Below are 19,422 nucleotides of genomic sequence, written 5' to 3'. Positions count from 1 at the left end.
CCGTCACCGGGCCGGGACGCCCTTCACCGTAGTGTCGGCAGGCACGTCCCTGACGACGCAGGCGGATCCACCCACGGTGGCACCTGGGCCGACCGTCAAACCGTTGAGTATGACGCCCGCGACCCCGATCAGGACGCCCGATTCAATTATGCAATCGCCCGATATGGACGCCAGCGGGTTCGCGCTCACAAAGTCACCGATGACGGTGTCGTGGCCGACGGTGGTGTTCAAGTTCAGGTGAACGTGCGCACCGAGTGAGATATTCGTCGTTAGTCGCACGCCAGCACAGATGACTGATCCAGGACCGACCTCAACGCCGTGGCCCATCGACGCTGTCGGATGAACCAAGGTAGCTGCCAGAAGACCGGCCGAATCGAAGACCTCAGCCACGCGCCGCCTGACCGCAGGCGAACCGATACCAATCACATACCAACCCGCGGGCGTTCCAGCAAGAAGTTGATCAGACGTGCCGAGGTAGGGCACACCACGTGACTCAAGCCGAGCCAAATTGTCCAGAGTCGGATGATCGTCCACGACGCCCACCTCAAAGTCAGCCGTGCCCGCGGCACGCATGGCATCGACGACATCGATCACCTCCCGCCCAAAACCGCCAGCGCCAATAACGATCAGTTGCTCACCCATCGGACCTCCCACCTCTGAACGCTGTCATGGTCACGCCATCCGGCTCTGAGATGCCATCGCGCCGGATAACACTGCGGACCGTACGAGCGATAACGCTCAGGTCAAGTCGAAGGCTGCGGTTCTCCACGTAGGCGACATCCAGTTCAAACCTCTGCTCCCACGAGAGCGCGTTCCTACCGCCCACCTGCGCGAGACCAGTAACCCCTGGCCTGACCTCGTGTCGTCGACGTTGGCGTTCCGTGTACAGCGGCAGGTACTGCACAAGCAGCGGCCGCGGGCCCACCAGGCTCATGTCACCGTTGAGGACGTTCCAAAGAGTCGGGAGTTCATCGAGGCTGGTTGACCGGAGCAACGCACCGAACCTGGTCATCCGCTGCTGGTCGCTGACTCTACCGGCCGCCTCATCGACCGACAGCATCGTGCGGAACTTGACCAACGTGAACACCTGCTCGTCCTTGCCCGGGCGCTCCTGCCGGAACAGAACGGGCGACCCCAACCGAGCGCGCACCAGTCCCGCGATGGCGAGCTGCAGTGGCGCGGTTACGACCAATGCCACAGCCGAGAGGAGGACATCGATCAGCCTCTTCCACGGGTCGTAGGAGCGATGACTCACGTGATGGCCACCAACCGACGGATGACGGAGTCGACTCGGCCGAACTCCTCCTCGGACATTCCTGATCCTGACGGCAACGAGACACCCATCCCGAAGAGTCGCTCGGAGGTCCCGTCCAAGACCCCGGCCAGGCCTGTTGAGACCGGCTGCAGGTGCATCGGCTTCCACACCGGGCGCGTCTCGACACCCGCGCGGTCGAGCTCCTCAGCGAGCTCTGCCGCGGTCCAGGTCGACTGCGCCGGGTCCACCAAGATGGCGGTCAACCAGCAGTTGTCCTCAGCGTCGTCCGTGCCACCGAGAATCGAGACGCCCGGCGAACCTGCGAAGAGCGACCGATAACGCTCGCGCCAGGTCCTGCGGCGCTTCAGCATGTCGTCGAGCCGGCTGAGCTGAGCACGGCCCATGGCCGCCAGGATATTCGAGAGCCGATAGTTGTAGCCGACCTCGGTGTGCTCGTAGTGCGCGACGGGCTCACGTGCCTGCGTCGAGAGCTTGCGAACGTGCGCGGCCAGGGCACCATCGTCGGTCAGCAGCATGCCGCCGCCCGAGGTCGTCATGATCTTGTTGCCGTTGAAGGACAGGACACCGGCGTCTCCCATCGACCCGGCGGGCCGACCGTGGTAGCTGGCACCGAACGACTCGGCGGCGTCGGAGAGCACCCGCGCTCCGAACTCGGCGCAGAGGGCGAGGATCTCGTCGTACGCCGCGCACTTGCCGAGGAGGTCGACCGGGATCACGACGGGAACCTTGCGCGACTGGACGCGCAAGGCCACGAGCGCCTCGCGCAGCAGGCTCGGTGACATGTTCCCGGTCTCGGCGTCGCAGTCGACGAAGTAGGGCTCGGCGCCGACGTAGCGGATCGCGTTGACCGTCGCCGCGAACGTCAACGTGGAGACCGGCACCACATCGCCCGGGCCCACGCCCCAGCTCACCAGTGCGAGGTGCAGGGCGGCGGTGCCGGAGGCGAGGCCCACGGCGTACGGGACGCCGACCCGCTCGGCGACCTCGCGCTCGAACGCGTCGAGGTCAGGACCGGCGGGCGCGACCCAGCCCGAACGCATGGCGTCGAGCACGTACTGCTGCTCGAGGTCACCCACGTCCGGAGGCGACAGGTACACCCGCGACTCTTGCGCGCCCTGCATCACTTCTCCCGTCAAGTGGTTCTCGAGCGAGTCTAGGAAAGCTGGTCAGCAGGCGCTCGCGAACACCGATTCCCGTGCCCCAGTCTGGACGCTCGGGGTGACTCCCAGGCGAACGGCGTCGGTCTGACCGGCCCCGGACTTCATCGTCCAGGTGAGGGCGTCGTCGTCGCGGTTGGAGAGCAGCACGACGACGGTCGCCACCGGGCGGCCGTCGAGGTCTACCACCTGGAGGTCCTCGCCCAGCTGCTTGCCGTTGAGACGGACGTTGTCGATGGTGCCGCCGTACGGTCCGTAGAGCCGCACGAGCACGAGCTGGGAGCCGCGATCGGTGCCGTACTCACCCGTTCCGGTGACCGACAGCGGCAGCGAGGCCGCCTTGCTCGGCGAGATCGCCTGGTTGAGCGTCAACGAGCCGGCGATGGACTGCTGACCGTTCGAGCAACTCGTGGGTTTCAGGTCCGTCCAGTAGCGCAGGTAGTAGGACATCTTCGAGCCGGTCGCGTCGTTGAGACCGATGTCCACGTGCGGTGTGCGTCCGTCGTCGCCAGCGAGAGCACCTTCGACGTTCGTGCCCGCGAGCTCGGTCCGGACATCGGAGTCGAAGGACGCCACGCGGAACCGACCCTCGTGGGCTGCCTGGTCGAGCGCGTCCACGAAGTCCACCGGGGAGTCGAGATGACCGGTGACCGAGTCGAAGAGCACCCGTGCGACCTGGGCGAACAGGGTGTCCTGCTCGGCAGGCTGGAGGTCGATGTAGGTCTGGTTGAGCAACTGCGGGACCAGGTTGTCCGGAGTGAGCGTCAGGTCGCCGACCTGGATGTTGCCAGTGCCCCGGAGCAGGTAGGACATCGCGACCGGGTCGAGCGAGACGACCCCGTCGAGCTTGGTGCCCGGGAACTTCTCCTGCCAGCGCGCCGACCAGAGCTCGGCCGCGCGCGGGAAGTCGGGGGTGAAGTTGGCGTCCTGGAAGTAGGTGCCGAGCTGCTGGTCGTAGACCGCCAGCTCGCCCTTCGACAGCGGCAGGATGGGGTCGGCGCGTTCGCCGAAGTCCGATGCCGTGCCCTGCTGCACCATCTCGATCTTGCCCGCGTCCGCGTGCACCAGGGCCCAGGACCCGGGCATGCCGCCGGTGGCGCGGATCTCTGCATTGTTCTGGAAGACCAGCAGGTAGTTGCGGGGCCCGTCGGCACCGGCCATCGCCGGGAGGACGGCGACGGCCTTGTCTCCCGCCGAGACGCCGCGCGCGGCGTCACCGACGAGGTCGACGTAGTGATCGAAGCGAGACTTCAGCGGCCCGACGTAGCCCGAGCTGTCGAGGCCCGCGACATCGTCGTCCGCGGCGTCGAGGGCCGCGTGGGCCTTGCTGACCGGGCCGGCGAGGCGCTGGACGACATCGAGGTTGATCCGGCCCTTCGTGGTGATGCCGTCGAGCCCGTCGACGGTCGTGACGAGGGCGGGCACGCCGTCGCTTGCGAGCGTGTCGAGGGACGAGCTGATGGCGCGCACACCTTGCACGTCGTCACCGACGAACGGCAGGTGCGTCAGTGCGCCCCAGACCGGGCCGTCGGTGCGGCCCTTGGCGGAGTGGGCGGACTGCTGCAGGTCGGCGATCGCCCGATCGCGATCGGCGGGGTCCGCGTCGGTCAGCGACGCCTTGAGCCGGTCGGCGCTCGCCTCGGCGTGCTGCAGGTCCCTCATCGCGTGCCAGCCCTGCCACCCGAGCCACGCGGCGGTGCCGATGATCACGAGCAGCAGCACGGTGACGACAGGACGCCAGCTGCGGAAGCGCATGGACTAGAACCTAACGGGCGCAGGCCGTTGACGTCGTCAGATGTGCGTCGCGATGAGACCGTGTTGGACTTCAGCGCCCTGCGTTGGCTGCGGGGGTCTCGACAAGCTCGACCACCGGGGACCGCTCGACCACCGGCGACCGCTCGACCACCGGCGACCGCTCCACTGGACCGCCGTGGGTCAGCGGCGGGTGACGCGGAAGGAGAAGCCCTGGCCGCAGTTCTTGTAGACCGACTGCTCCGGCATCGAGTTGAAGAACATGTCGCCGTCGTAGACGCCAGGGTTCAGGCGACCGAGCTTGAGGACGGTCCGGCCGCCGTCGAACCAGCCGGAGTCTCTCGCGGAGTCGCCGCCGCGGCGCTGGTCGACCTTCACGCTGACGCGGCCTCGGGGCTGGCCGTCCCCGGGTGCCGACACCCAGACGGCAACGCTGGTGCCGCCCCTGGTGGTCGACTTCAGCACGTTGACATGGCAGTTCGTCGTCACCGTGCCGGGGTACGGTGCGGCCGTCGCCGTCTCGGTCGAGACACCGACCAGGCTCGCTGCGGTCAGTCCGGTGCCGACAATGCCGGCCAACAGCTTCTTCATGGCGCGCTCCCCATCGCTAACCCATCGGTCCACTCCAGCAAAGCACACCTGTGGTGCGACTCGCCATGGCACAAACGTGCGATTGCCCGAAAGGGCAGGTCGGAGCCGAGGACGAGGCGCTGGGGTCAGCGGCGCGTGACGCGGAAGGAGAAGCCCTCGCCGCAGTTCTTGTAGACCGACTTCTCCGGCATCGAGTTGAAGAACATGTTGCCTTCGTAGACGCCCGGCCGGAGGCTGCCGAGATCGAGCAAGGTGCGGCCGCCGTCGAACCAGCCGGAGTCCCGGCCGGAGTCGCCGCCCTGGCGGCGGTCGACGCTCACGCTGACGCGGCCCCTGGGGTCACCCTCACCGGCCGCCGTCACCCACACCGCCACGGTGGTGCCACCGCGGGTGGTCGAACTCTTGACGTTGACGTGGCAGTTGGTCGCGACCGTGCCGGGGTACGGCGCGGCGTCGGCCGACGTCGTCGTCGCGGCCACCAGTCCGCCCGAGATCAAGGCGGCGGCGCCGAGGCCGGCAAGCATGCTCTTCATGGTGGTTCCCTCACGTCAGTGCGGACGAAATGCGTCCAGACCACCAACCCTAGCGGGAACCGACCCGCTCGGCAGACTTCTCGTGATCGCGATCACCTGCCGAGCAGGAGGCGCGCCTCCGCCGGAGTCATCGGGGCGCGCTGGGCCAGACCAGCCATCACCGCCGCCCGCTCGACCAGCTGGGCGTTGCGCTCGACCGGAACCCCCTTGGCGAGGGTGAGCACGTCCTCCATCCCGACCCGCAGGTGGCCGCCCATCGAGAGCGCCGCGAGCGCGACCGGCAGCGTGCTGCGACCGATGCCGGTGGCCGACCAGCTGGTGACCTCGGGGGGCAGCAGCCCAACGGCGGCGACCAGCGCCGGGGCCGTGCCCGGCATGCCGCCCGGGACGCCCATCACGAAGTCGCAGTGCACCTTGCCGCCGTACGGCAGTCCGAACTTGTGCAGGAGACGCCCCAGCGCGTGGACGTGGCCGAGGTCGAAGAGCTCGAACTCCGGCACCACCTGCCGCTCCTGGCTGAGCTGGTAGAGCTCGCAGATGAACGGCCACGGGTTGGAGAAGACGTCTTCGCCGAAGTTCGTGGTGCCCATCGTCAGGCTGCACGAGTCGGGTTCCGCGTCGAGCACCCGCAGGCGCGCGTCGAGCGGATCGTGGACGGAGCCACCGGTCGAGAGCTGGACGACCAGGTCGGTGCTCTCGCGCAGGGCCTGCACGGTGTCGCGCAGACGGGTGGGGTCGAGGGTCGGACGGTGGTCGGCGTCGCGGATGTGGACGTGGATCATCGCCGCGCCCGCGGCCTCGCACTCACGAGCCGTCTGCACCAGCTCCTCGAGCGTCGTGGGCAGCTGCGGGCAATCGGTCTTGGCGGTCTCCGCACCCGTGGGGGCGACCGTGATCAGGATGGAGTCAGGTGACGTCGTCGGCACGATCGGCATCGTGCCAGAGCGGGCGACTCGCGGTGGCCAGGGGTGGCGTGCGGGTGCGGGGGTCTCGACGGGCGTTCAGGCCCCCAGGGGGCCTTCACTGCTCGACCAGCGGCACACGCGGCCTTCGCTGCTCGACCAGCGGCACACGCGGCCTTCGCTGCTCGACCAGCGGCCCACACGCGGTCTTCGTCGCTCGACCCCGGCGGGGAGGGTCAGCCGGCGAGGTGGAGGGTCATCACGCAGGCACTCTCGCCGTGCTCGACGCAGATGCCGCCGTACGCCGGGGAGCCACTGACGCACGACTCGACGACCGTGCGGCGAGGGGGCAGCGCGACTGCCGTCTGCTCGTCACCAAAGACCTGGTCGAGCTCTCCGATGCGCGCCATGGGTGCCCCTCTCTCGCACTCGTCCGCGGCGCGGGCAACCCACCCCGGGGACTCTCGAAGGAGGTATCGGCCCGCACTCCGCCGACCTGAGACCGGTCTGGACCAGTCAGACTGTGCGGGTGCGAGCGGTGGTGCAGCGGGTGGACGGGGCGCGGGTGGTCGTCGACGGTGCGGAGGTGGGCGGGTTCGAGGGGCCGGGGCTGCTGGTCTACCTCGGCATCACCCACGACGACGGCGCCGACCAGGTCACCTGGATGGCCCGCAAGATCTGGGACCTGCGGCTGCTGCGCGAGGAGCAGTCGGCCTCGGACGTCGGCGCACCGGTGCTCGTCGTCAGCCAGTTCACGCTCTACGGCGACGCCCGCAAGGGCCGGCGACCCACCTGGCAGGCCGCCGCACCCGGGCCGGTCAGCGAGCCGGCGTACGACGCGGTCTGCGCGGAGCTCGAGCGACTCGGAGCGCGCGTCGAGCGCGGGGTCTTCGGGGCGGACATGCGGGTCGAGTCGGTCAACGACGGCCCGGTCACGCTGATCTTGGAGAAGTAAGGACGCAGAACGGCCCGCCACGCTGGAGGACGTGGCGGGCCGTTGTGGTTTCGAGGCTCGCTTCGCTCGCACCTCAACCACCGGAGGCGGCTGCGGGGGTCTCGACGAGCTCGACCACCGAAGGTGGGTCAGATCGCGACGACGACCTCGGCGACGGTGCCGACGGAGGCGTGGACGGCCTTGTCGACCGGGTCGGCCTTCGGGGCGAGGGTGCGCAGGGTCCACTCGCCGTCGCCGGCAAAGAACCGGAAGTGGCCGCTCGCCGAGGTCGGGACCTCGGCGGTGAACTCGCCGCTGCGGTCCAGCAGCCGCACGTAGGCGTTCGGGACCGGCTCACCGTCGCGGAGCACCTGCCCCTGGACGATGGCCTCCTTCTTGACGTCGATGCCGTCGAGGGACAGGCCGCCCTCGGTCGCGCCGCACATCAGGCGCCCTGCCCATCGGCCTGGCCGGGCTCGTCGCCGAGCGCGATCGGGACGCCCACGAGGGAGCCGTACTCGGTCCAGGAGCCGTCGTAGTTCTTCACGTTCTGCAGGCCCAGCAGCTCCTTGAGCACGAACCAGGTCAGCGAGGAGCGCTCGCCGATGCGGCACAGCGCGATCGTGTCCTTGGAGTCGTCGATGCCGACGCCGTCATAGAGCGCCTTGAGTTCCGCGTCGGACTTGAAGGTGCCGTCGTCGTTGCAGTTCTTGCTCCACGGCACGTTCAGCGAGGTCGGCACGTGGCCGGCGCGCTGGGACTGCTCCTGCGGCAGGTGCGCCGGAGCGAGCAGCCGGCCGGCGTACTCGTCGGGGCTGCGCACGTCGATGAGGTTCTGCACGCCGATCGCGGCGACGGTGTCGTCGCGGAACGCGCGGATCGAGCGGTCCTGCTCCTGCGCGACGTACGACGTCTTCTCGCGGGTCGGCAGCACGTCGGTGAGCTCGCGGGAGTCGAGCTCCCACTTCTTGCGGCCGCCGTCCATGAGCTTCACGTCGCCGTGGCCGTAGAGCTTGAAGTACCAGTAGGCGTAGGCCGCGAACCAGTTGTTGTTGCCGCCGTAGAGCACCACCGTGTGGTCGTTGGCGACCCCGCGGTCGGACAGCAGCGCCTCGAACTGCGCCTTGTTGACGAAGTCGCGGCGCACCTGGTCCTGCAGGTCGGTCGTCCAGTCGAGCTTGATGGCTCCCCGGATGTGGCCCTTGTCGTAGGCCGTGGTGTCCTCGTCGACCTCGACGAGCACGATCGACGGGTCGTCCAAGTGCTCCTCCACCCACTGCGTGGTGACGAGGGAAGTCTCGCGGCTCATGGTGTCTACCTTTCTCGTGCAGCTCGCGCTGCGGGGTCTGTGGTCGTGCGTTCGGTGCGGTCAGTGCGTGAGGCGGCGGATCAGCAGGTACATCTCGCAGCCGAGGCAGAAGCGGAACAGCGCGTTGAGCAGGGCCGCGACGAGCGCGAAGCCCGTGGCCACCAGGCCCAGTGCGTCGAGGCCGGTGAGGAAGCCGAGGAGCCCGACGACCGCGAACCCGAGGCCGACGGTCTGCGCGAACCGCGGCGGTGCGGGGTCCTCGAGCTCGGCGGGCGCAGCGAGGCGGGGCCGCACCAGGGTGCGGAACAGCCAGGCGTACGGCGTGTGCTGCACCCCGCGGAACGCCCCGATGGCGAACACCGCGGCCTGGGCGGCCAGCACCACGACCGCGGCCGGGCCGGGGGCGAGCAGCAGCACGGCGATCAGGACGACCGAGGTGAGCGAGGCGGCGAACTGCGGGCCGCGCGGGTCGATGCCGGCGCCGAGCGCCGGTGCGGCGTGCTGCGAGGTGGTGGTCGTGGACATGTCTCTCCTGCGGACGGGTGCGGATGCCTGGGCAGGCGGGTCGCGGCTCGCCGGATGGCGGGACTCCCGGCCTGAGTTTAATGTACTAACTCAGTGGATTAACAGGAGAAGAGGGCGCGACTCGCGGTCAGCGCATTCGACACAGCGACGAGCGCGTGCGGCAGTGATCCACTGCGCGGCGCTTGGTCAGCATGGTCGAGGACATGCGGACCAGAGTAGGGACCGCGGCCGCCGTCCTCCCAGGGCACGTCTCACTCCGCAAGACGTCTGTCCACATCTCGGACATCAGGCGCCGCCGAGAGCGGCGAGCACCTGCTCCTTGCGAGGCGCGCCGGCCGCCCGGGTCACCTCGCGGCCGGCGGCATCCAGCACCAGCGTGGTGGGGGTGCGCAGCACGCCCAGCGCGCGCACCAGCTCGAGGTGGTGCTCCGCGTCGACCTCCAGGTGCTCGACACCCGGGACCACCTCGGCGACCTCGGTCAGGGTCCGCCGGGTCGCGCGGCACGGCGCGCAGAACGCCGAGGAGAACTGCAGCAGCGTGGCCCGCTCCCCCAGCGTCGCCTCCGGGATCGCTGCGGTGACGTGGGTCCAGGTGGTGGCGACGGGATCGTCCGTCGCTGGCGCTCCTCGCACCTCAACCACCGTGGGGTCGCCCGTCGCCGGGTCTCCTCGCACCTCAACCACCGTGGGATCCGCGGAGGCGGCGTCGCGGACGCGGTGGGTGCCGCGGAAGCGACCGTCGGTGAGGGCGCGGTAGGAGCCGAAGGCGACCGCGAGGGCCACCGCGGCGATCGCGATCCAGGCACCAGGGCTCATGACATGCGCAACCAGCGATTCCACGGCGGCATTCCACCCCACCTGAGACGGTTGCCCCGTGCACCCAGCGATCTCGAGACAGGCGATCTCGAGACAGGCGATCTCGAGACAGACGCTCGTCGTCGCGCTCGTCGCGTACTCCGCCGCGCTCGCGTTCATCCTGCTGGTGCCCTCGGGCGCCGTACCGTCCTCGGGCGCGTCGTGGACCGCGGAGCTCGCCGACCGGCTCGGGGCGCCCGCGTGGGCGGTCGACCCCGCCCGCTGGGAGTTCGTGTGCAACGCGCTGATCCTGATGCCGGTCTCGGCGCTGGGCTCGCTGGTGTGGCCGCGCACGACCTGGCGCGACTGGACGGCGTACGCGTTCGTGATCGCCGGGGTCGTCGAGCTCGTGCAGGGGTTGCTGCTGCCCGATCGGTCCGCGACGTTCGTCGACGTGGTCGCCAACACCCTCGGCGGCCTGGGCGGCGCGCTGGTCGTGGACGTCGTACGCCGGCTGCTAGCCCGGCGGACGACGGCGTAGCCGGCCGACCTCGGCCTCGAGCCGCTGCACCCGGTCCTCCAGACGCAGCACGTGGGCGATGCCGGCCAGGTTGAGGCCGTCGGCCAGCAGCTCGCGGATGCGGTGGAGGCGGTCGATGTCGTCGGGGCTGTAGAGCCGCGAGCCGCCCGGAGTGCGGTCGGGGTCGACCAGGCCCCGGCGCTCGTAGACGCGCAGGTTCTGGATCTGCATCGACACCATGTCGGCCGCGACCGAGATCGCGAAGACGCCGCGGGTCTGGTCGGTCATGCGCTCGCCTCTCCGCTGGGGTGGTCTCGAGGCTCGTCGCTGGCGCTCCTCGCACCTCGACCACCGGGCCGGCCTTGATTTTGCCTCGAACTTGGAATATATGAAACCTATAACGCTTGATATAGGTGAGGGCTCACGCAGACCTCGACAGAACCCATCAGAACCAGGAGGACATGTGATGTTGCTGCGCACGACGGACCCGTTCCGTGACTTCGACCGGCTCACCCAGCAGATCTTCGGCACCACCAACCGTCCTGCGGTGATGCCGATGGACGCGTGGCGTGAGGGCGACCGCTTCGTGATCGAGTTCGACCTCCCTGGCGTCAGCAAGGAGAGCATCGACCTCGATGTCGAGCGCAACGTGCTGACCGTCCGCGCCGAGCGGGTGGGCCGCAACGGCGACTGGGAGGCGTTGGCCTCCGAGCGTCCGCGTGGCATGTTCAGCCGTCAGCTGGTGCTCGGCGACAACCTCGACCTCGAGCACATCGAGGCGACGTACGACGACGGCGTGCTGCGCCTGGTCGTCCCGGTCGCCGAGAAGGCCAAGCCGCGCAAGATCGAGGTGCAGGTCGGCTCGACCGACAGCGGGCGGACCGCGATCGAGGCCTGAGCGGGCGGCACGGGGTTTCGAGGCTCGCTCCGCTCGCACCTCAACCGCCGTGGCGATCAGCCGCCGGCGAACGGCGGCAGGAACTCCACCGAGGACCCGGGAGACACGAGGACGTCTCCCGGGTCCTCGGTGTTCACGGGGCGATCGCCGATCAGCGTCGAGCAGATGGCCAGCACGTCGGGCAGGCGCGTGCCGGGGTGGAGGGCGACCGCGCGGCGCAGCACCTCCTCGAGGGTGACCGGACCGTCCACCGCCAGGTCGTCACCGGCGACGCCGGCCGCCGAACGGGCCGCGGCCCAGTAGCGGACGTGGATGGTGCCCGTCTCAATTCGATTGGAAGGATCCAACTCGGCGCCCATGTGACGGTATTGTTCCGCACCAAGGATTCCGGCCGAAGCCCAGCGTTGCGTTTCGGTCCCCGCCCCGTCATCGGGAGGAGACCAGTCATGAGCACGCTCCTGCTTCTCACCAGCGCACTCCAGCCGTCCGCGGAGGTGCTGCCCGCACTGTCGCTGCTGGGCCACCAGGTGAAGATCCTCCCCTCCGAGGGCAGCGCCCTCCTCGAGGCTCCCGACTCCGACCTGCTGCTCGTCGACGGCCGCCAGGACCTCGCCCACGCCCGCGACCTGTGCCGGCTGATCCGCACCACCGGCACCGACGTACCGGTGCTGCTGATCTGCACCGAGGGCGGGCTCGCGGTCGTGCTGCACGACTGGGGCATGGACGACGTGGTGATCCACACCTGCGGACCGGCCGAGCTCGAGGCGCGCATCAAGCTCGCGATCGGGCGCCTCGCCGCCCGCCGCGACGCCGACGACCCCGACTCCCACGTGATCCGCTCGGGCGAGGTGGTCGTCGACGACGCGACGTACACCGCCAAGGTCGGCGGCCGGCCGCTGGACCTGACGTTCAAGGAGTTCGAGCTCCTCAAGTTCCTCGCCCAGCACCCCGGTCGGGTGTTCAGCCGCCAGCAGCTGCTGCAGGAGGTGTGGGGCTACGACTACTTCGGCGGCACCCGCACCGTCGACGTGCACGTACGCCGGCTCCGCGCCAAGCTCGGCCCCGAGAACGAGACGCTGATCGGCACCGTCCGCAACGTCGGGTACCGGTTCGTGCTGCCGGCCAAGGACCAGAAGGCCGTCGCCGCCGACGCCCGCGACACCGCCCGGGTCGACCAGGACGCCTGAGGGGTTCGGCGCGCGCCTCAGGCGGGGACCGACTCGTGGCCGCCGCGGCGGAGGGTGAGCAGCCGGTCGAGATCACGCTCCAACCGCCACCGGTCCTCCTGGTGCCGCCAGCGGCCGATGGCGTCGGAGGGCTCGTCGCCGAGGGCGGCGAGCGCGAGCTTCAGCTCGGCGATCCGCGCGTCGAGGCGACGGCGGCGACCCCACATCATCGTCACGAGCGGGTTATACCCCCGTCGCAACCGATCCACACCAGCGGACACAACGCCACGTTAACGGCGAGCGACAGGTCGCCCGCGGCGCCGCGCCCGGAGGCGGGCGTGACCTCGCCGACGCGGTGAGCAAGCAGACCGCGGACATCACGGCGCCGACCGTGCGGCCGCCGACACCGGGGTCCGCACCTCCTCGCTCCGACCGTCGACGTCGGGGTGGAACCGAGCGCGTGGCCGGACACGCGCGCTCACCCGTGCCCTGGCCAGCGCGGCCTGGCGACTCCCGCCGAGGGGTTGACTGGTCTAGACAACGACGGTAGGCTCGGCGCAAGCGCTTCGTCACCACGCCGACCTTCTCCGAAGGCCTTGCGCGCCAGGTGGGAGCGCCAGCCGCGAGGGTGAGTAATAGCTCGAGCACGGGCCTCCAGGAGCGGCGACCGACCACGACACGTGGGGTCGCCAGCTGCCCTGGAAGGAGGTCCGATGACGCATCCGGTGCTCGACGCCGCACACGCGATCGACGTGGCGCTGAAGTCCGTCGCGGACGTCAACCCGACCTTCATGTCCACCGACGACAAGGCCGCGGCCCTCTGCGAGCTGGCCCGGCTCGACGCGCGGATGTCCGAGCTGAGGATGCGCATCCTGGCCGACGCCGGCGACGTGGCCGAGACCGACGCCGCGCACGACCCGGCCGCATGGCTGGCCGCGCGGGCCCAGGTGCGGTTCGAGGACGCGCGCGCCGAGCTCGCGCTCGGCGTCGCCCTCGACCGGCGCTGGACCGTGCTCGCCCGGGCGCTGCGCGACGGTGCCTGCTCCGTGGCGCAGGCCCAGGTCATCGCGCAGGTGCTCGGCGAGCTGCCGCGCGAAGTCCCGGCCGACGTGCTGGCCCGCGCCGAGGAGGTGCTGGTCGGCCATGCCGCCGACTTCAGCCCGCGCCAGCTGGCCCGGCTCGGTCGCCGCATCCTCGACGTCGTCGCACCCGAGCTCGCCGACGAGGTCGAGGCCCGCCGGCTCGCGGCGCTCGAGGCCGGCGCGCACCGCCAGACCCGACTGGGTCTGCGTCGGTGCGGCGACGGCACCACCCGCATCAGCGGGCTGGTGCCCGACGCGATCGCGACCCGGCTCGCGACGTACCTCGAAGCCTTCACCAACCCCCGCAAGGCCCTCGACGACCGCGACCCGGTGGACCGGCTCCCCTACCCACGCCGGCTGGGTGAGGCGTTCTGCCAGCTGCTGGAGGCGATCGACCCCGGCAGGCTGCCGCTGCACGGCGGTGACGCGACCACGGTGATCGTCACGATCGACCTCGAGGGCCTGCGCCGCGAGCTCGACACCGCGGAGCTGCTCGGAGGGGCCGGCATCCCCGGCGGCGACGCTCCCGAGGTCCGCATCACCGCCGGCGAGGCTCGCCGGCTCGCGTGCACCGCCAAGCTCCTGCCGGCCGTCCTCGGCGGGCGCTCCGAGGTGCTGGACCTCGGCCGGACGCAGCGGCTGTTCAGCGCCGCCCAGCGCAAGGCGCTGCTGCTCCGCGATCGCCACTGCCGCGCCGAGGGCTGCGAGATCCCCGGCACCTGGTGCGAGGCCCACCACTGGCTCCCCTGGTCCTCGGGCGGGCGCACCGATCTCGATGACGGCGTACTTCTCTGCCACCACCACCATCGACGCGTGCACGACGACAGCTACCGCGTCGAGCGGCTCGCCAACGGCGACGTCCGGTTCTCCCGGCGGACGTAGGCCGACCATGCGGCCCTAGAGTCAGAGCCGTGATCGAGGACATCGCGGCTGCCGCGGCTGAGATCGACGGAGCCGAGCCGCTCGACGAAGCGACCTGGCTGACCCTGCGCCACCACCCCGACCGCGCGCGCCGGTGGGAGCGCGGCCGCGGCTTCGCGCTGGTCATCGATCACGACCTGAGCCTGGTCGTGCACCCCGACGCGCGCGGACGCGGTCTCGGCACGTCGCTGCTCGCCTCCGTGCTGGCTGCGCTGCCCGGTCGGCTCAACGCCTGGTCGCACGGCGACCACCCCGCGGCGGCCGCCCTGGCGCGCAAGCACGGGTTCGAGCGGGTGCGCGAGCTGTGGGTGATGCGCCGGGCCATGACCGAGCCGTTGCCCGAGCTCACCGAGCCCGACGGCGTACGCATCCGTGGCTATCGACCCAGCGATGCCGACGAGGTGCTGCGCGTCAACGCCGCGGCGTTCGCCCACCACCCGGAGCAGGGGTCGATGGACGCCGCCAACCTGGCCGAGCGGATGGCCGAGCCGTGGTTCGACCCCGCCGGGCTGCTGCTCGCGACCGAGGGCGCCGGCGAGAGCGAGCGGGTGCTGGGGTTCCACTGGACCAAGCAGCACTCCCCTGCACTCGGCGAGGTGTACGTCGTCGGCATCGATCCGGCCGCGCAGGGCCGCGGCCTCGGCAAGTTGCTCACCCTGGCCGGCCTGCACCACCTGGGCGGCCGCGGCGTGGGCGAGGTGCTGTTGTACGTCGAGTCCGACAACGACCCGGCGGTCGCGGTCTACTCACGACTGGGGTTCACGCACGCCGCGCGGGACACGCACGTGATGTACCGGCGCTGAGATCGACCGGTCAGGCGGAGAGGGACTCACGGCCGTCTCGACGGGCGGCGGCCGGTGCGCTCGGGGCCCGCCGGGCCGGGGTGAACCGGTGTCGCATCGCGAGGGCGGGCAGCTCGACGACCCGGTAGGACAGCTCCACGAGCACCACCAGGACGAGCAGCCGGACGGCGTCCAGCTCGACCTCTCCCCAGGCCGGAAGGCGCGTGGTGCTGAAGAAGTGGAAGACCGGGAAGTGCCACAGGTAGATGCCGTACGCGCGGACGCCGATGGCGCTCAGGGCGGGCGCGGACCAGAAGCGGGAGTACGCCGAGTCCCGGTCGAGCGCCCCCACGATCATCGCGGCGGCGAGCAGGTCCACCCCCAGCAGGTAGCCGCGGCCGGCCCCGTCGGTGAGAAGGTCGACGGTGGCCAGGGCCAGGAACGCTCCGGTCGCCAGCCATGGGACGGCCGCGGGCAGCCGGAGGGGCCGTGGGGCGATCGCCGCGGTCACGGCGATCAGGCACCCGACCAGCAGGCCGAGGCTGCGGGTGTCGGGGGCGTAGACGAGCCGCTCCCGGTCGGCAGCCAGGGTCCCGGCCAGCACCGCGGTCCACGCCACCATCGCCGCGGTGGCGACCAGCAGGAGGCGGCGCAGCTGGACCAGGCTGATCCGCTTCAGCAGTACCGCGAGGAGCGGTGCCCAGAGCAGGTAGAAGTGCTCCTCGACGGACAGCGACCAGGTGTGCAGCAGGGGCGCGTCGTCGTGGAAGCCGTCCCACAGGTGCCAGCCGACCGCGAAGTCGGTCAGGTACACCGCCGCGACGCCGCACGAGACCAGCAGCTTGCCGGTGATCTCGAACTGGTCGCCGTTGTCCACGAGGACGGCGGTCGTGATGAGCGCGGCGAGCAGGACCAGCAGGGCGGGATAGAGCCGCAGCGCCCGGCGTACGTAGAACGAGCCGACCCGGATCGACCCGGTGGCCGCACGCTCGGCGAGCAGCAGCGTGGTGATGAGGTAGCCGCTCAGGACGAGGAAGAGGTCGACGCCGATCTCGCCGCCGGTGAAGGGGCCCAGGTGGCCGTGGAGCGCGACGACGACGCCGATGGCCAGCGCGCGCAGCCCGTCGAGAGCCGGGACCCGGGTGAGGGCCGGGGCCCGCGTCGAGGTCGCCGACGGCCTGGCAGCCAGCTGCAGCGATCCCTGCTCGAGACCCACGCCGACACCCTCCGAGACGTCCGATGCTCTCCGCGGCGCCGGTCGGCGCCACCTGAGCACCGTTCCCCGTTGGGCCCGTTATCAATCCGTGACCTGGGCAACGAAGACGGTCAGAGGCTGCTCATCAACCCGATCGGCTCGGGGCTGAACCCCGGGAACACCGCGGCCGCGGACGCGCTGGTGCGGGTGGTGACGATGTCGGCGAGCACCGACCGGTAGTCGGTGGTGACCGGGACGTCGGCGTCCAGCGTGTTGGCCAGGCCCGGCCAGGTGCCGTAGTAGCGGCCGCCCTTGACCCCGGCGCCGGCCACGAACATCACGTTGCCCCAGCCGTGGTCGAGACCCTTGGTGCCGTTCTCCTGCACCCGCCGCCCGAACTCGCTGATCGTCACCAGCGTGACCTTGTCGGCCACCGGGCCGAGGTCGCCGAAGAACGCCGCGATCGAGCCGGCGAGGTCCTTGGCGTTGTTGACCATCCAGCCCGAGGTCGCGGTGCCGAGGCCGACGTGCATGTCCCAGTTGCCGGAGTCGACCGTCACGACCGAGACGCCGACGTCCCCGCGCAGCGTCCGTGCCACCGAGGACAGCGCCCGGCCGAGACTGGTCGCCGGATAGCTCGCGGTGTTGTCGGCGGCGGCCTTCGCCGGGCCCAGGTCGACGACGGCGTCCATCGCGGCCCGGAAGCCGTCGCCGATCTCGCCGGACGCCTGCGCCCACTGGATGCGCAGCGCCCGCATCCGGGGGTCGTTGGGATCGTTGAGGTTCGACACCCCGCTCAGGCCCGCGGCCTTGATGTTCGACATCGCCATCACCGACTCCGGCCCGACCAGCGCCGTCGGGATCGACCCGCCCAGCGCGACCGCCTCGAGGGTGTTGTGCTCGGACCCGCCGCCGACCAGTCGGTTGAGCCAACCGCTGCGCGTCGAGGAGCCCGGCGCGGCCTCCTCCACCTCCTCCATCGCCGCGAAGTGCGAGCGGTTCGCGACCGGCAGCCCGGTGGCGTTGACGGCCGCCAGCCGGCCAGCGGTCCACAGCGGCAGCAGCGGCTCGAGCGCCGGGTGCAGGCCGAAGTAGTCGTCGCGCCCCAGCAGCGCCTCGCGCGGCACCGCGATCGTCGGGCGGCCCGCGTAGTAGGCCGGGTCACCGTGCGGCACCACCAGCGACAGGCCGTCGGCGGCGCCCCGCAGCGACACGACCACCAGGACCGAGGACGCCGGTGCGGGCGCCGTACGGGATCCGGGTGCGGCCGCGGACGCGCCCGACATCGTCACCATCGTGGAGCCGAACGCCATCGTGGCGCCGCCGGCGGCCAGGCCGCGCAGCAGCCCCCGGCGGGAGGTCAGGGCACGAGCGTGGTCGGCACAGCCGTCGGGGCAGCTGTCGGGAGAGCTGGTGGAGCGCATGGGAGTCGTCCTCGGGTCCATGGGGATCAGCGGGATCAGCGGGATCAGCGGCGGTAGAACTGCGGCGAGTCGAGGAGCGTGCCGAGGAGCCGGCCGCACGTGCTGTCGGAGAACGTCTCGCGGACCACCTGGGCGTCGGGGGTCAGGCCGGTCACCGCGCAGCAGGCCTCGAGCAGGGTGGCGGTCGAGCCGCGCTGCAGCACCCGACGGCTGAGGTGGTCGACCAGGTCGCGGAAGGCCATCGTGGGCTCGGGCACCCAGTCGACGGACGCGGGCCGGACCATGCCGGTCTTGGGCCACCACCGGTTCGCGAGGTTCCAGTGCAGCGACATCGAGGCCATCACCCGCGTCGGCGAGGCCCACGAGGCGTTGTCGAGCGGCTGGCCATCGGGCCGCGGCCACGACAGCAGGCCCAGGCCGAGCGAGCCGACCTGGTCGCTGAGCACGCTGAGGGCCGCGTCGGAGGCGGTGGACTGCTCGACCTGGATCCCGAGGGCGCGGTAGGACGCGATCACGTCGTCGTCGCCGTCGCGCAGCTTGGCGTCGACTGCCCCCTGGAACTCCTTCGAGGCCACCAGCGCCTGCAGCACCGGCTTGATCCGGGTGTCGTGGTCCAGGTAGACCTTCGCCAGCCTCTTGGACAGGGCCGGCTGCGGCACCTCCGACACGAAGGCCAGCACCAGCTTGTCGGCCAGGTGCCGGGCGGTGGCCGGGTGCCGCGCGAGGTAGGACAGGAACCGCTGGGTCGAGGGCACGCCGTACGAGTCGGTGTTCGCGTCCCTGAAACCGAGGATCCGGACCATGCCGCGGGAGTGCAGGTCGGTGCGGAAGAACCGCTCCCACGACTTCCACATGTCGACCCACCAGCCGGTGAGCAGCCGGGCGGTGTCCTTGACGTCGTTCTCGCTGTAGTGGCCGACGCCGACCGTGTGCAGCTCCAGCAGCTCCCGGGCGAGGTTCTCGTTGGGGTGGTCCTTGGTGCTCACCGCGCCGTTGAGGTAGATCAGCATCGCCGGGTGCAGGACCGCGGCGGGCAGGAGGTCCGCGAACCGGCCCAGCGCCCGGCTGCGGATCGTGTCGCCGTAGCCGACCCGCAGCATGTAGACGTTGTCGGCGTTGAGCGGCACGTGGAAGTGGTTCTCCCAGAACTCCGTCATCACCTCGAGCACCTGCTGGGAGGACACCATCCGGCGCATCAGCGTCCGGCGCCGGTAGTCGTCCATCACCAGCCAGCCGCTGCGTACGCCGGTGCGGTTGTTGTCGTAGACCGTCACCGGGTCCCAGTGCAGCGACTCCCACCAGTCGGGGCCGTCGGCGCGGCCGGGGGCGGCCGTGGCGATCTGCCGCGCGAACCACGCCTGTCCGCCACCGAGCTTGCTCACCTGGGCGGCCAGCGCCGGGGTGAGGCCGTAGCTGAAGCGGTTGACCAGGTGCCGTGACTGCGTGGGCAGCAGCAGGGTCTTGGGGTAGCGGCCCGGGGTGAATCCCGTGGCGGCCTGGGCGGCCCCGGCCGGCTCGAGCGCGACACCACCGGCGACCGCCGCCGCCGTGCCGGCGGTGAGCAGCGTCTGGCGGCGGGTGCGCGCGGGCGCGCTGGAGCGAGAAGCAGACAAGGGACGAGCCTTCCGAGACCGAGACATCCACGAGGAGAGTGCGGCGA

24 protein-coding genes are annotated in these 19,422 nt (G+C 70.8%); 6 read left to right on the top strand and 18 right to left on the bottom strand.

Features of this window, described 5'->3' with window-relative positions; all coding sequences use genetic code 11:
• Positions 1–3: 3 nt before the first annotated feature.
• The 8 genes from AC3ANS_RS02040 to AC3ANS_RS02005 all read right to left on the bottom strand — a co-directional run bounded on the left by AC3ANS_RS02040 (position 4) and on the right by AC3ANS_RS02005 (position 6,621).
• Positions 4–642: a NeuD/PglB/VioB family sugar acetyltransferase gene (locus AC3ANS_RS02040; protein ID WP_488294508.1), complete on the bottom strand. Its 639-nt coding sequence runs from the start codon at positions 640–642 to the stop codon at positions 4–6.
• The gene (locus tag AC3ANS_RS02035; RefSeq protein ID WP_488294507.1) at positions 635–1,255 is read right to left on the bottom strand and encodes a sugar transferase; all 621 of its coding nucleotides are present in this window, start codon (positions 1,253–1,255) and stop codon (positions 635–637) included. Before AC3ANS_RS02035 ends, AC3ANS_RS02040 begins: the two co-directional genes overlap by 8 nt.
• On the bottom strand, positions 1,252–2,352 hold the full coding sequence (locus tag AC3ANS_RS02030) for a DegT/DnrJ/EryC1/StrS family aminotransferase (protein ID WP_488294506.1): 1,101 nt from the start codon (positions 2,350–2,352) through the stop codon (positions 1,252–1,254). The genes AC3ANS_RS02035 and AC3ANS_RS02030 overlap by 4 nt, the downstream gene beginning before the upstream one ends.
• 90 nt (positions 2,353–2,442) lie before the next feature.
• On the bottom strand, positions 2,443–4,188 hold the full coding sequence (locus tag AC3ANS_RS02025) for a DUF4012 domain-containing protein (RefSeq protein WP_488294505.1): 1,746 nt from the start codon (positions 4,186–4,188) through the stop codon (positions 2,443–2,445).
• Positions 4,189–4,368: 180 nt separating this feature from the next.
• Positions 4,369–4,776, bottom strand: a complete 408-nt coding sequence (locus AC3ANS_RS02020) for a hypothetical protein (protein WP_488294504.1) — start codon at positions 4,774–4,776, stop codon at positions 4,369–4,371.
• A 125-nt stretch (positions 4,777–4,901) separates the two neighbouring features.
• On the bottom strand, positions 4,902–5,309 hold the full coding sequence (locus tag AC3ANS_RS02015; RefSeq protein ID WP_488294503.1) for a hypothetical protein: 408 nt from the start codon (positions 5,307–5,309) through the stop codon (positions 4,902–4,904).
• A gap of 92 nt (positions 5,310–5,401) precedes the next feature.
• Positions 5,402–6,235, bottom strand: coding sequence for a beta-keto acid cleavage family enzyme (locus AC3ANS_RS02010; RefSeq protein ID WP_488294502.1), 834 nt, complete (start codon positions 6,233–6,235; stop codon positions 5,402–5,404).
• A 212-nt stretch (positions 6,236–6,447) separates the two neighbouring features.
• On the bottom strand, positions 6,448–6,621 hold the full coding sequence (locus tag AC3ANS_RS02005; RefSeq protein WP_488294501.1) for a hypothetical protein: 174 nt from the start codon (positions 6,619–6,621) through the stop codon (positions 6,448–6,450).
• A gap of 119 nt (positions 6,622–6,740) precedes the next feature.
• Here AC3ANS_RS02005 and dtd point away from each other — a divergent pair, with 119 nt between their 5' ends.
• Positions 6,741–7,166 carry a D-aminoacyl-tRNA deacylase gene (gene dtd, locus AC3ANS_RS02000; RefSeq protein ID WP_488294500.1) on the top strand — a complete coding sequence of 142 codons (426 nt, stop codon included), beginning with the start codon at positions 6,741–6,743 and terminating at the stop codon, positions 7,164–7,166.
• A 128-nt stretch (positions 7,167–7,294) separates the two neighbouring features.
• On the opposite strand, the gene AC3ANS_RS01995 is transcribed toward dtd, so the two are convergent.
• The 4 genes from AC3ANS_RS01995 to AC3ANS_RS01980 all read right to left on the bottom strand — a co-directional run bounded on the left by AC3ANS_RS01995 (position 7,295) and on the right by AC3ANS_RS01980 (position 9,795).
• Entirely contained in the window at positions 7,295–7,591 is a 297-nt protein-coding gene (locus AC3ANS_RS01995) for a DUF1416 domain-containing protein (RefSeq protein ID WP_488294499.1), read from the bottom strand.
• Complete coding sequence (locus AC3ANS_RS01990) at positions 7,591–8,454, bottom strand: sulfurtransferase (RefSeq protein ID WP_488294498.1); 864 nt, start codon at positions 8,452–8,454, stop codon at positions 7,591–7,593. Before AC3ANS_RS01990 ends, AC3ANS_RS01995 begins: the two co-directional genes overlap by 1 nt.
• 60 nt (positions 8,455–8,514) lie before the next feature.
• A complete protein-coding gene (locus AC3ANS_RS01985; protein ID WP_488294497.1) occupies positions 8,515–8,979 on the bottom strand; it encodes a DUF4395 domain-containing protein in 465 nt (154 codons plus the stop codon).
• Between the two features lie 285 nt (positions 8,980–9,264).
• Complete coding sequence (locus AC3ANS_RS01980) at positions 9,265–9,795, bottom strand: thioredoxin family protein (RefSeq protein WP_488294496.1); 531 nt, start codon at positions 9,793–9,795, stop codon at positions 9,265–9,267.
• A 58-nt stretch (positions 9,796–9,853) separates the two neighbouring features.
• Here AC3ANS_RS01980 and AC3ANS_RS01975 point away from each other — a divergent pair, with 58 nt between their 5' ends.
• A complete protein-coding gene (locus tag AC3ANS_RS01975) occupies positions 9,854–10,315 on the top strand; it encodes a VanZ family protein (protein WP_488294495.1) in 462 nt (153 codons plus the stop codon).
• Here AC3ANS_RS01975 and AC3ANS_RS01970 read toward each other — a convergent pair.
• Positions 10,292–10,582, bottom strand: a complete 291-nt coding sequence (locus tag AC3ANS_RS01970; RefSeq protein ID WP_488294494.1) for a MerR family transcriptional regulator — start codon at positions 10,580–10,582, stop codon at positions 10,292–10,294. The two genes, AC3ANS_RS01975 and AC3ANS_RS01970, sit on opposite strands and share 24 nt — an antisense overlap.
• Before the next feature lie 178 nt (positions 10,583–10,760).
• On the opposite strand from AC3ANS_RS01970, the gene AC3ANS_RS01965 reads away from it, so the two are divergent.
• Positions 10,761–11,192: an Hsp20/alpha crystallin family protein gene (locus AC3ANS_RS01965; RefSeq protein WP_488294493.1), complete on the top strand. Its 432-nt coding sequence runs from the start codon at positions 10,761–10,763 to the stop codon at positions 11,190–11,192.
• Positions 11,193–11,248: 56 nt separating this feature from the next.
• On the opposite strand, the gene AC3ANS_RS01960 is transcribed toward AC3ANS_RS01965, so the two are convergent.
• Positions 11,249–11,551 carry a MoaD/ThiS family protein gene (locus AC3ANS_RS01960; RefSeq protein ID WP_488294492.1) on the bottom strand — a complete coding sequence of 101 codons (303 nt, stop codon included), beginning with the start codon at positions 11,549–11,551 and terminating at the stop codon, positions 11,249–11,251.
• 87 nt (positions 11,552–11,638) lie between these two features.
• Here AC3ANS_RS01960 and AC3ANS_RS01955 point away from each other — a divergent pair, with 87 nt between their 5' ends.
• Positions 11,639–12,379, top strand: coding sequence for a response regulator transcription factor (locus AC3ANS_RS01955; RefSeq protein WP_488294491.1), 741 nt, complete (start codon positions 11,639–11,641; stop codon positions 12,377–12,379).
• Between the two features lie 17 nt (positions 12,380–12,396).
• Here the strand turns inward: AC3ANS_RS01955 and AC3ANS_RS01950 are convergent, their stop codons facing one another.
• A complete protein-coding gene (locus tag AC3ANS_RS01950) occupies positions 12,397–12,594 on the bottom strand; it encodes a hypothetical protein (RefSeq protein WP_488294490.1) in 198 nt (65 codons plus the stop codon).
• A 477-nt stretch (positions 12,595–13,071) separates the two neighbouring features.
• On the opposite strand from AC3ANS_RS01950, the gene AC3ANS_RS01945 reads away from it, so the two are divergent.
• Positions 13,072–14,322 carry an HNH endonuclease signature motif containing protein gene (locus AC3ANS_RS01945; protein ID WP_488294489.1) on the top strand — a complete coding sequence of 417 codons (1,251 nt, stop codon included), beginning with the start codon at positions 13,072–13,074 and terminating at the stop codon, positions 14,320–14,322.
• 29 nt (positions 14,323–14,351) lie between these two features.
• Complete coding sequence (gene mshD, locus AC3ANS_RS01940) at positions 14,352–15,164, top strand: mycothiol synthase (protein WP_488294488.1); 813 nt, start codon at positions 14,352–14,354, stop codon at positions 15,162–15,164.
• Positions 15,165–15,174: 10 nt separating this feature from the next.
• On the opposite strand, the gene AC3ANS_RS01935 is transcribed toward mshD, so the two are convergent.
• The 3 genes from AC3ANS_RS01935 to AC3ANS_RS01925 all read right to left on the bottom strand — a co-directional run bounded on the left by AC3ANS_RS01935 (position 15,175) and on the right by AC3ANS_RS01925 (position 19,375).
• Complete coding sequence (locus AC3ANS_RS01935) at positions 15,175–16,359, bottom strand: acyltransferase family protein (RefSeq protein ID WP_488294487.1); 1,185 nt, start codon at positions 16,357–16,359, stop codon at positions 15,175–15,177.
• A 110-nt stretch (positions 16,360–16,469) separates the two neighbouring features.
• Positions 16,470–17,762, bottom strand: coding sequence for a DUF1501 domain-containing protein (locus tag AC3ANS_RS01930; RefSeq protein ID WP_488294486.1), 1,293 nt, complete (start codon positions 17,760–17,762; stop codon positions 16,470–16,472).
• Positions 17,763–17,806: 44 nt separating this feature from the next.
• The gene (locus AC3ANS_RS01925; RefSeq protein ID WP_488294485.1) at positions 17,807–19,375 is read right to left on the bottom strand and encodes a DUF1800 domain-containing protein; all 1,569 of its coding nucleotides are present in this window, start codon (positions 19,373–19,375) and stop codon (positions 17,807–17,809) included.
• Between the last annotated feature and the right edge of the window lie 47 nt (positions 19,376–19,422).

This window comes from Nocardia sp. 149-1B (genome assembly GCF_057747975.1).
The sequence above is the reverse complement of the archived record's forward strand: the minus strand, read 5'-3'. Positions and strand labels throughout refer to the sequence as shown.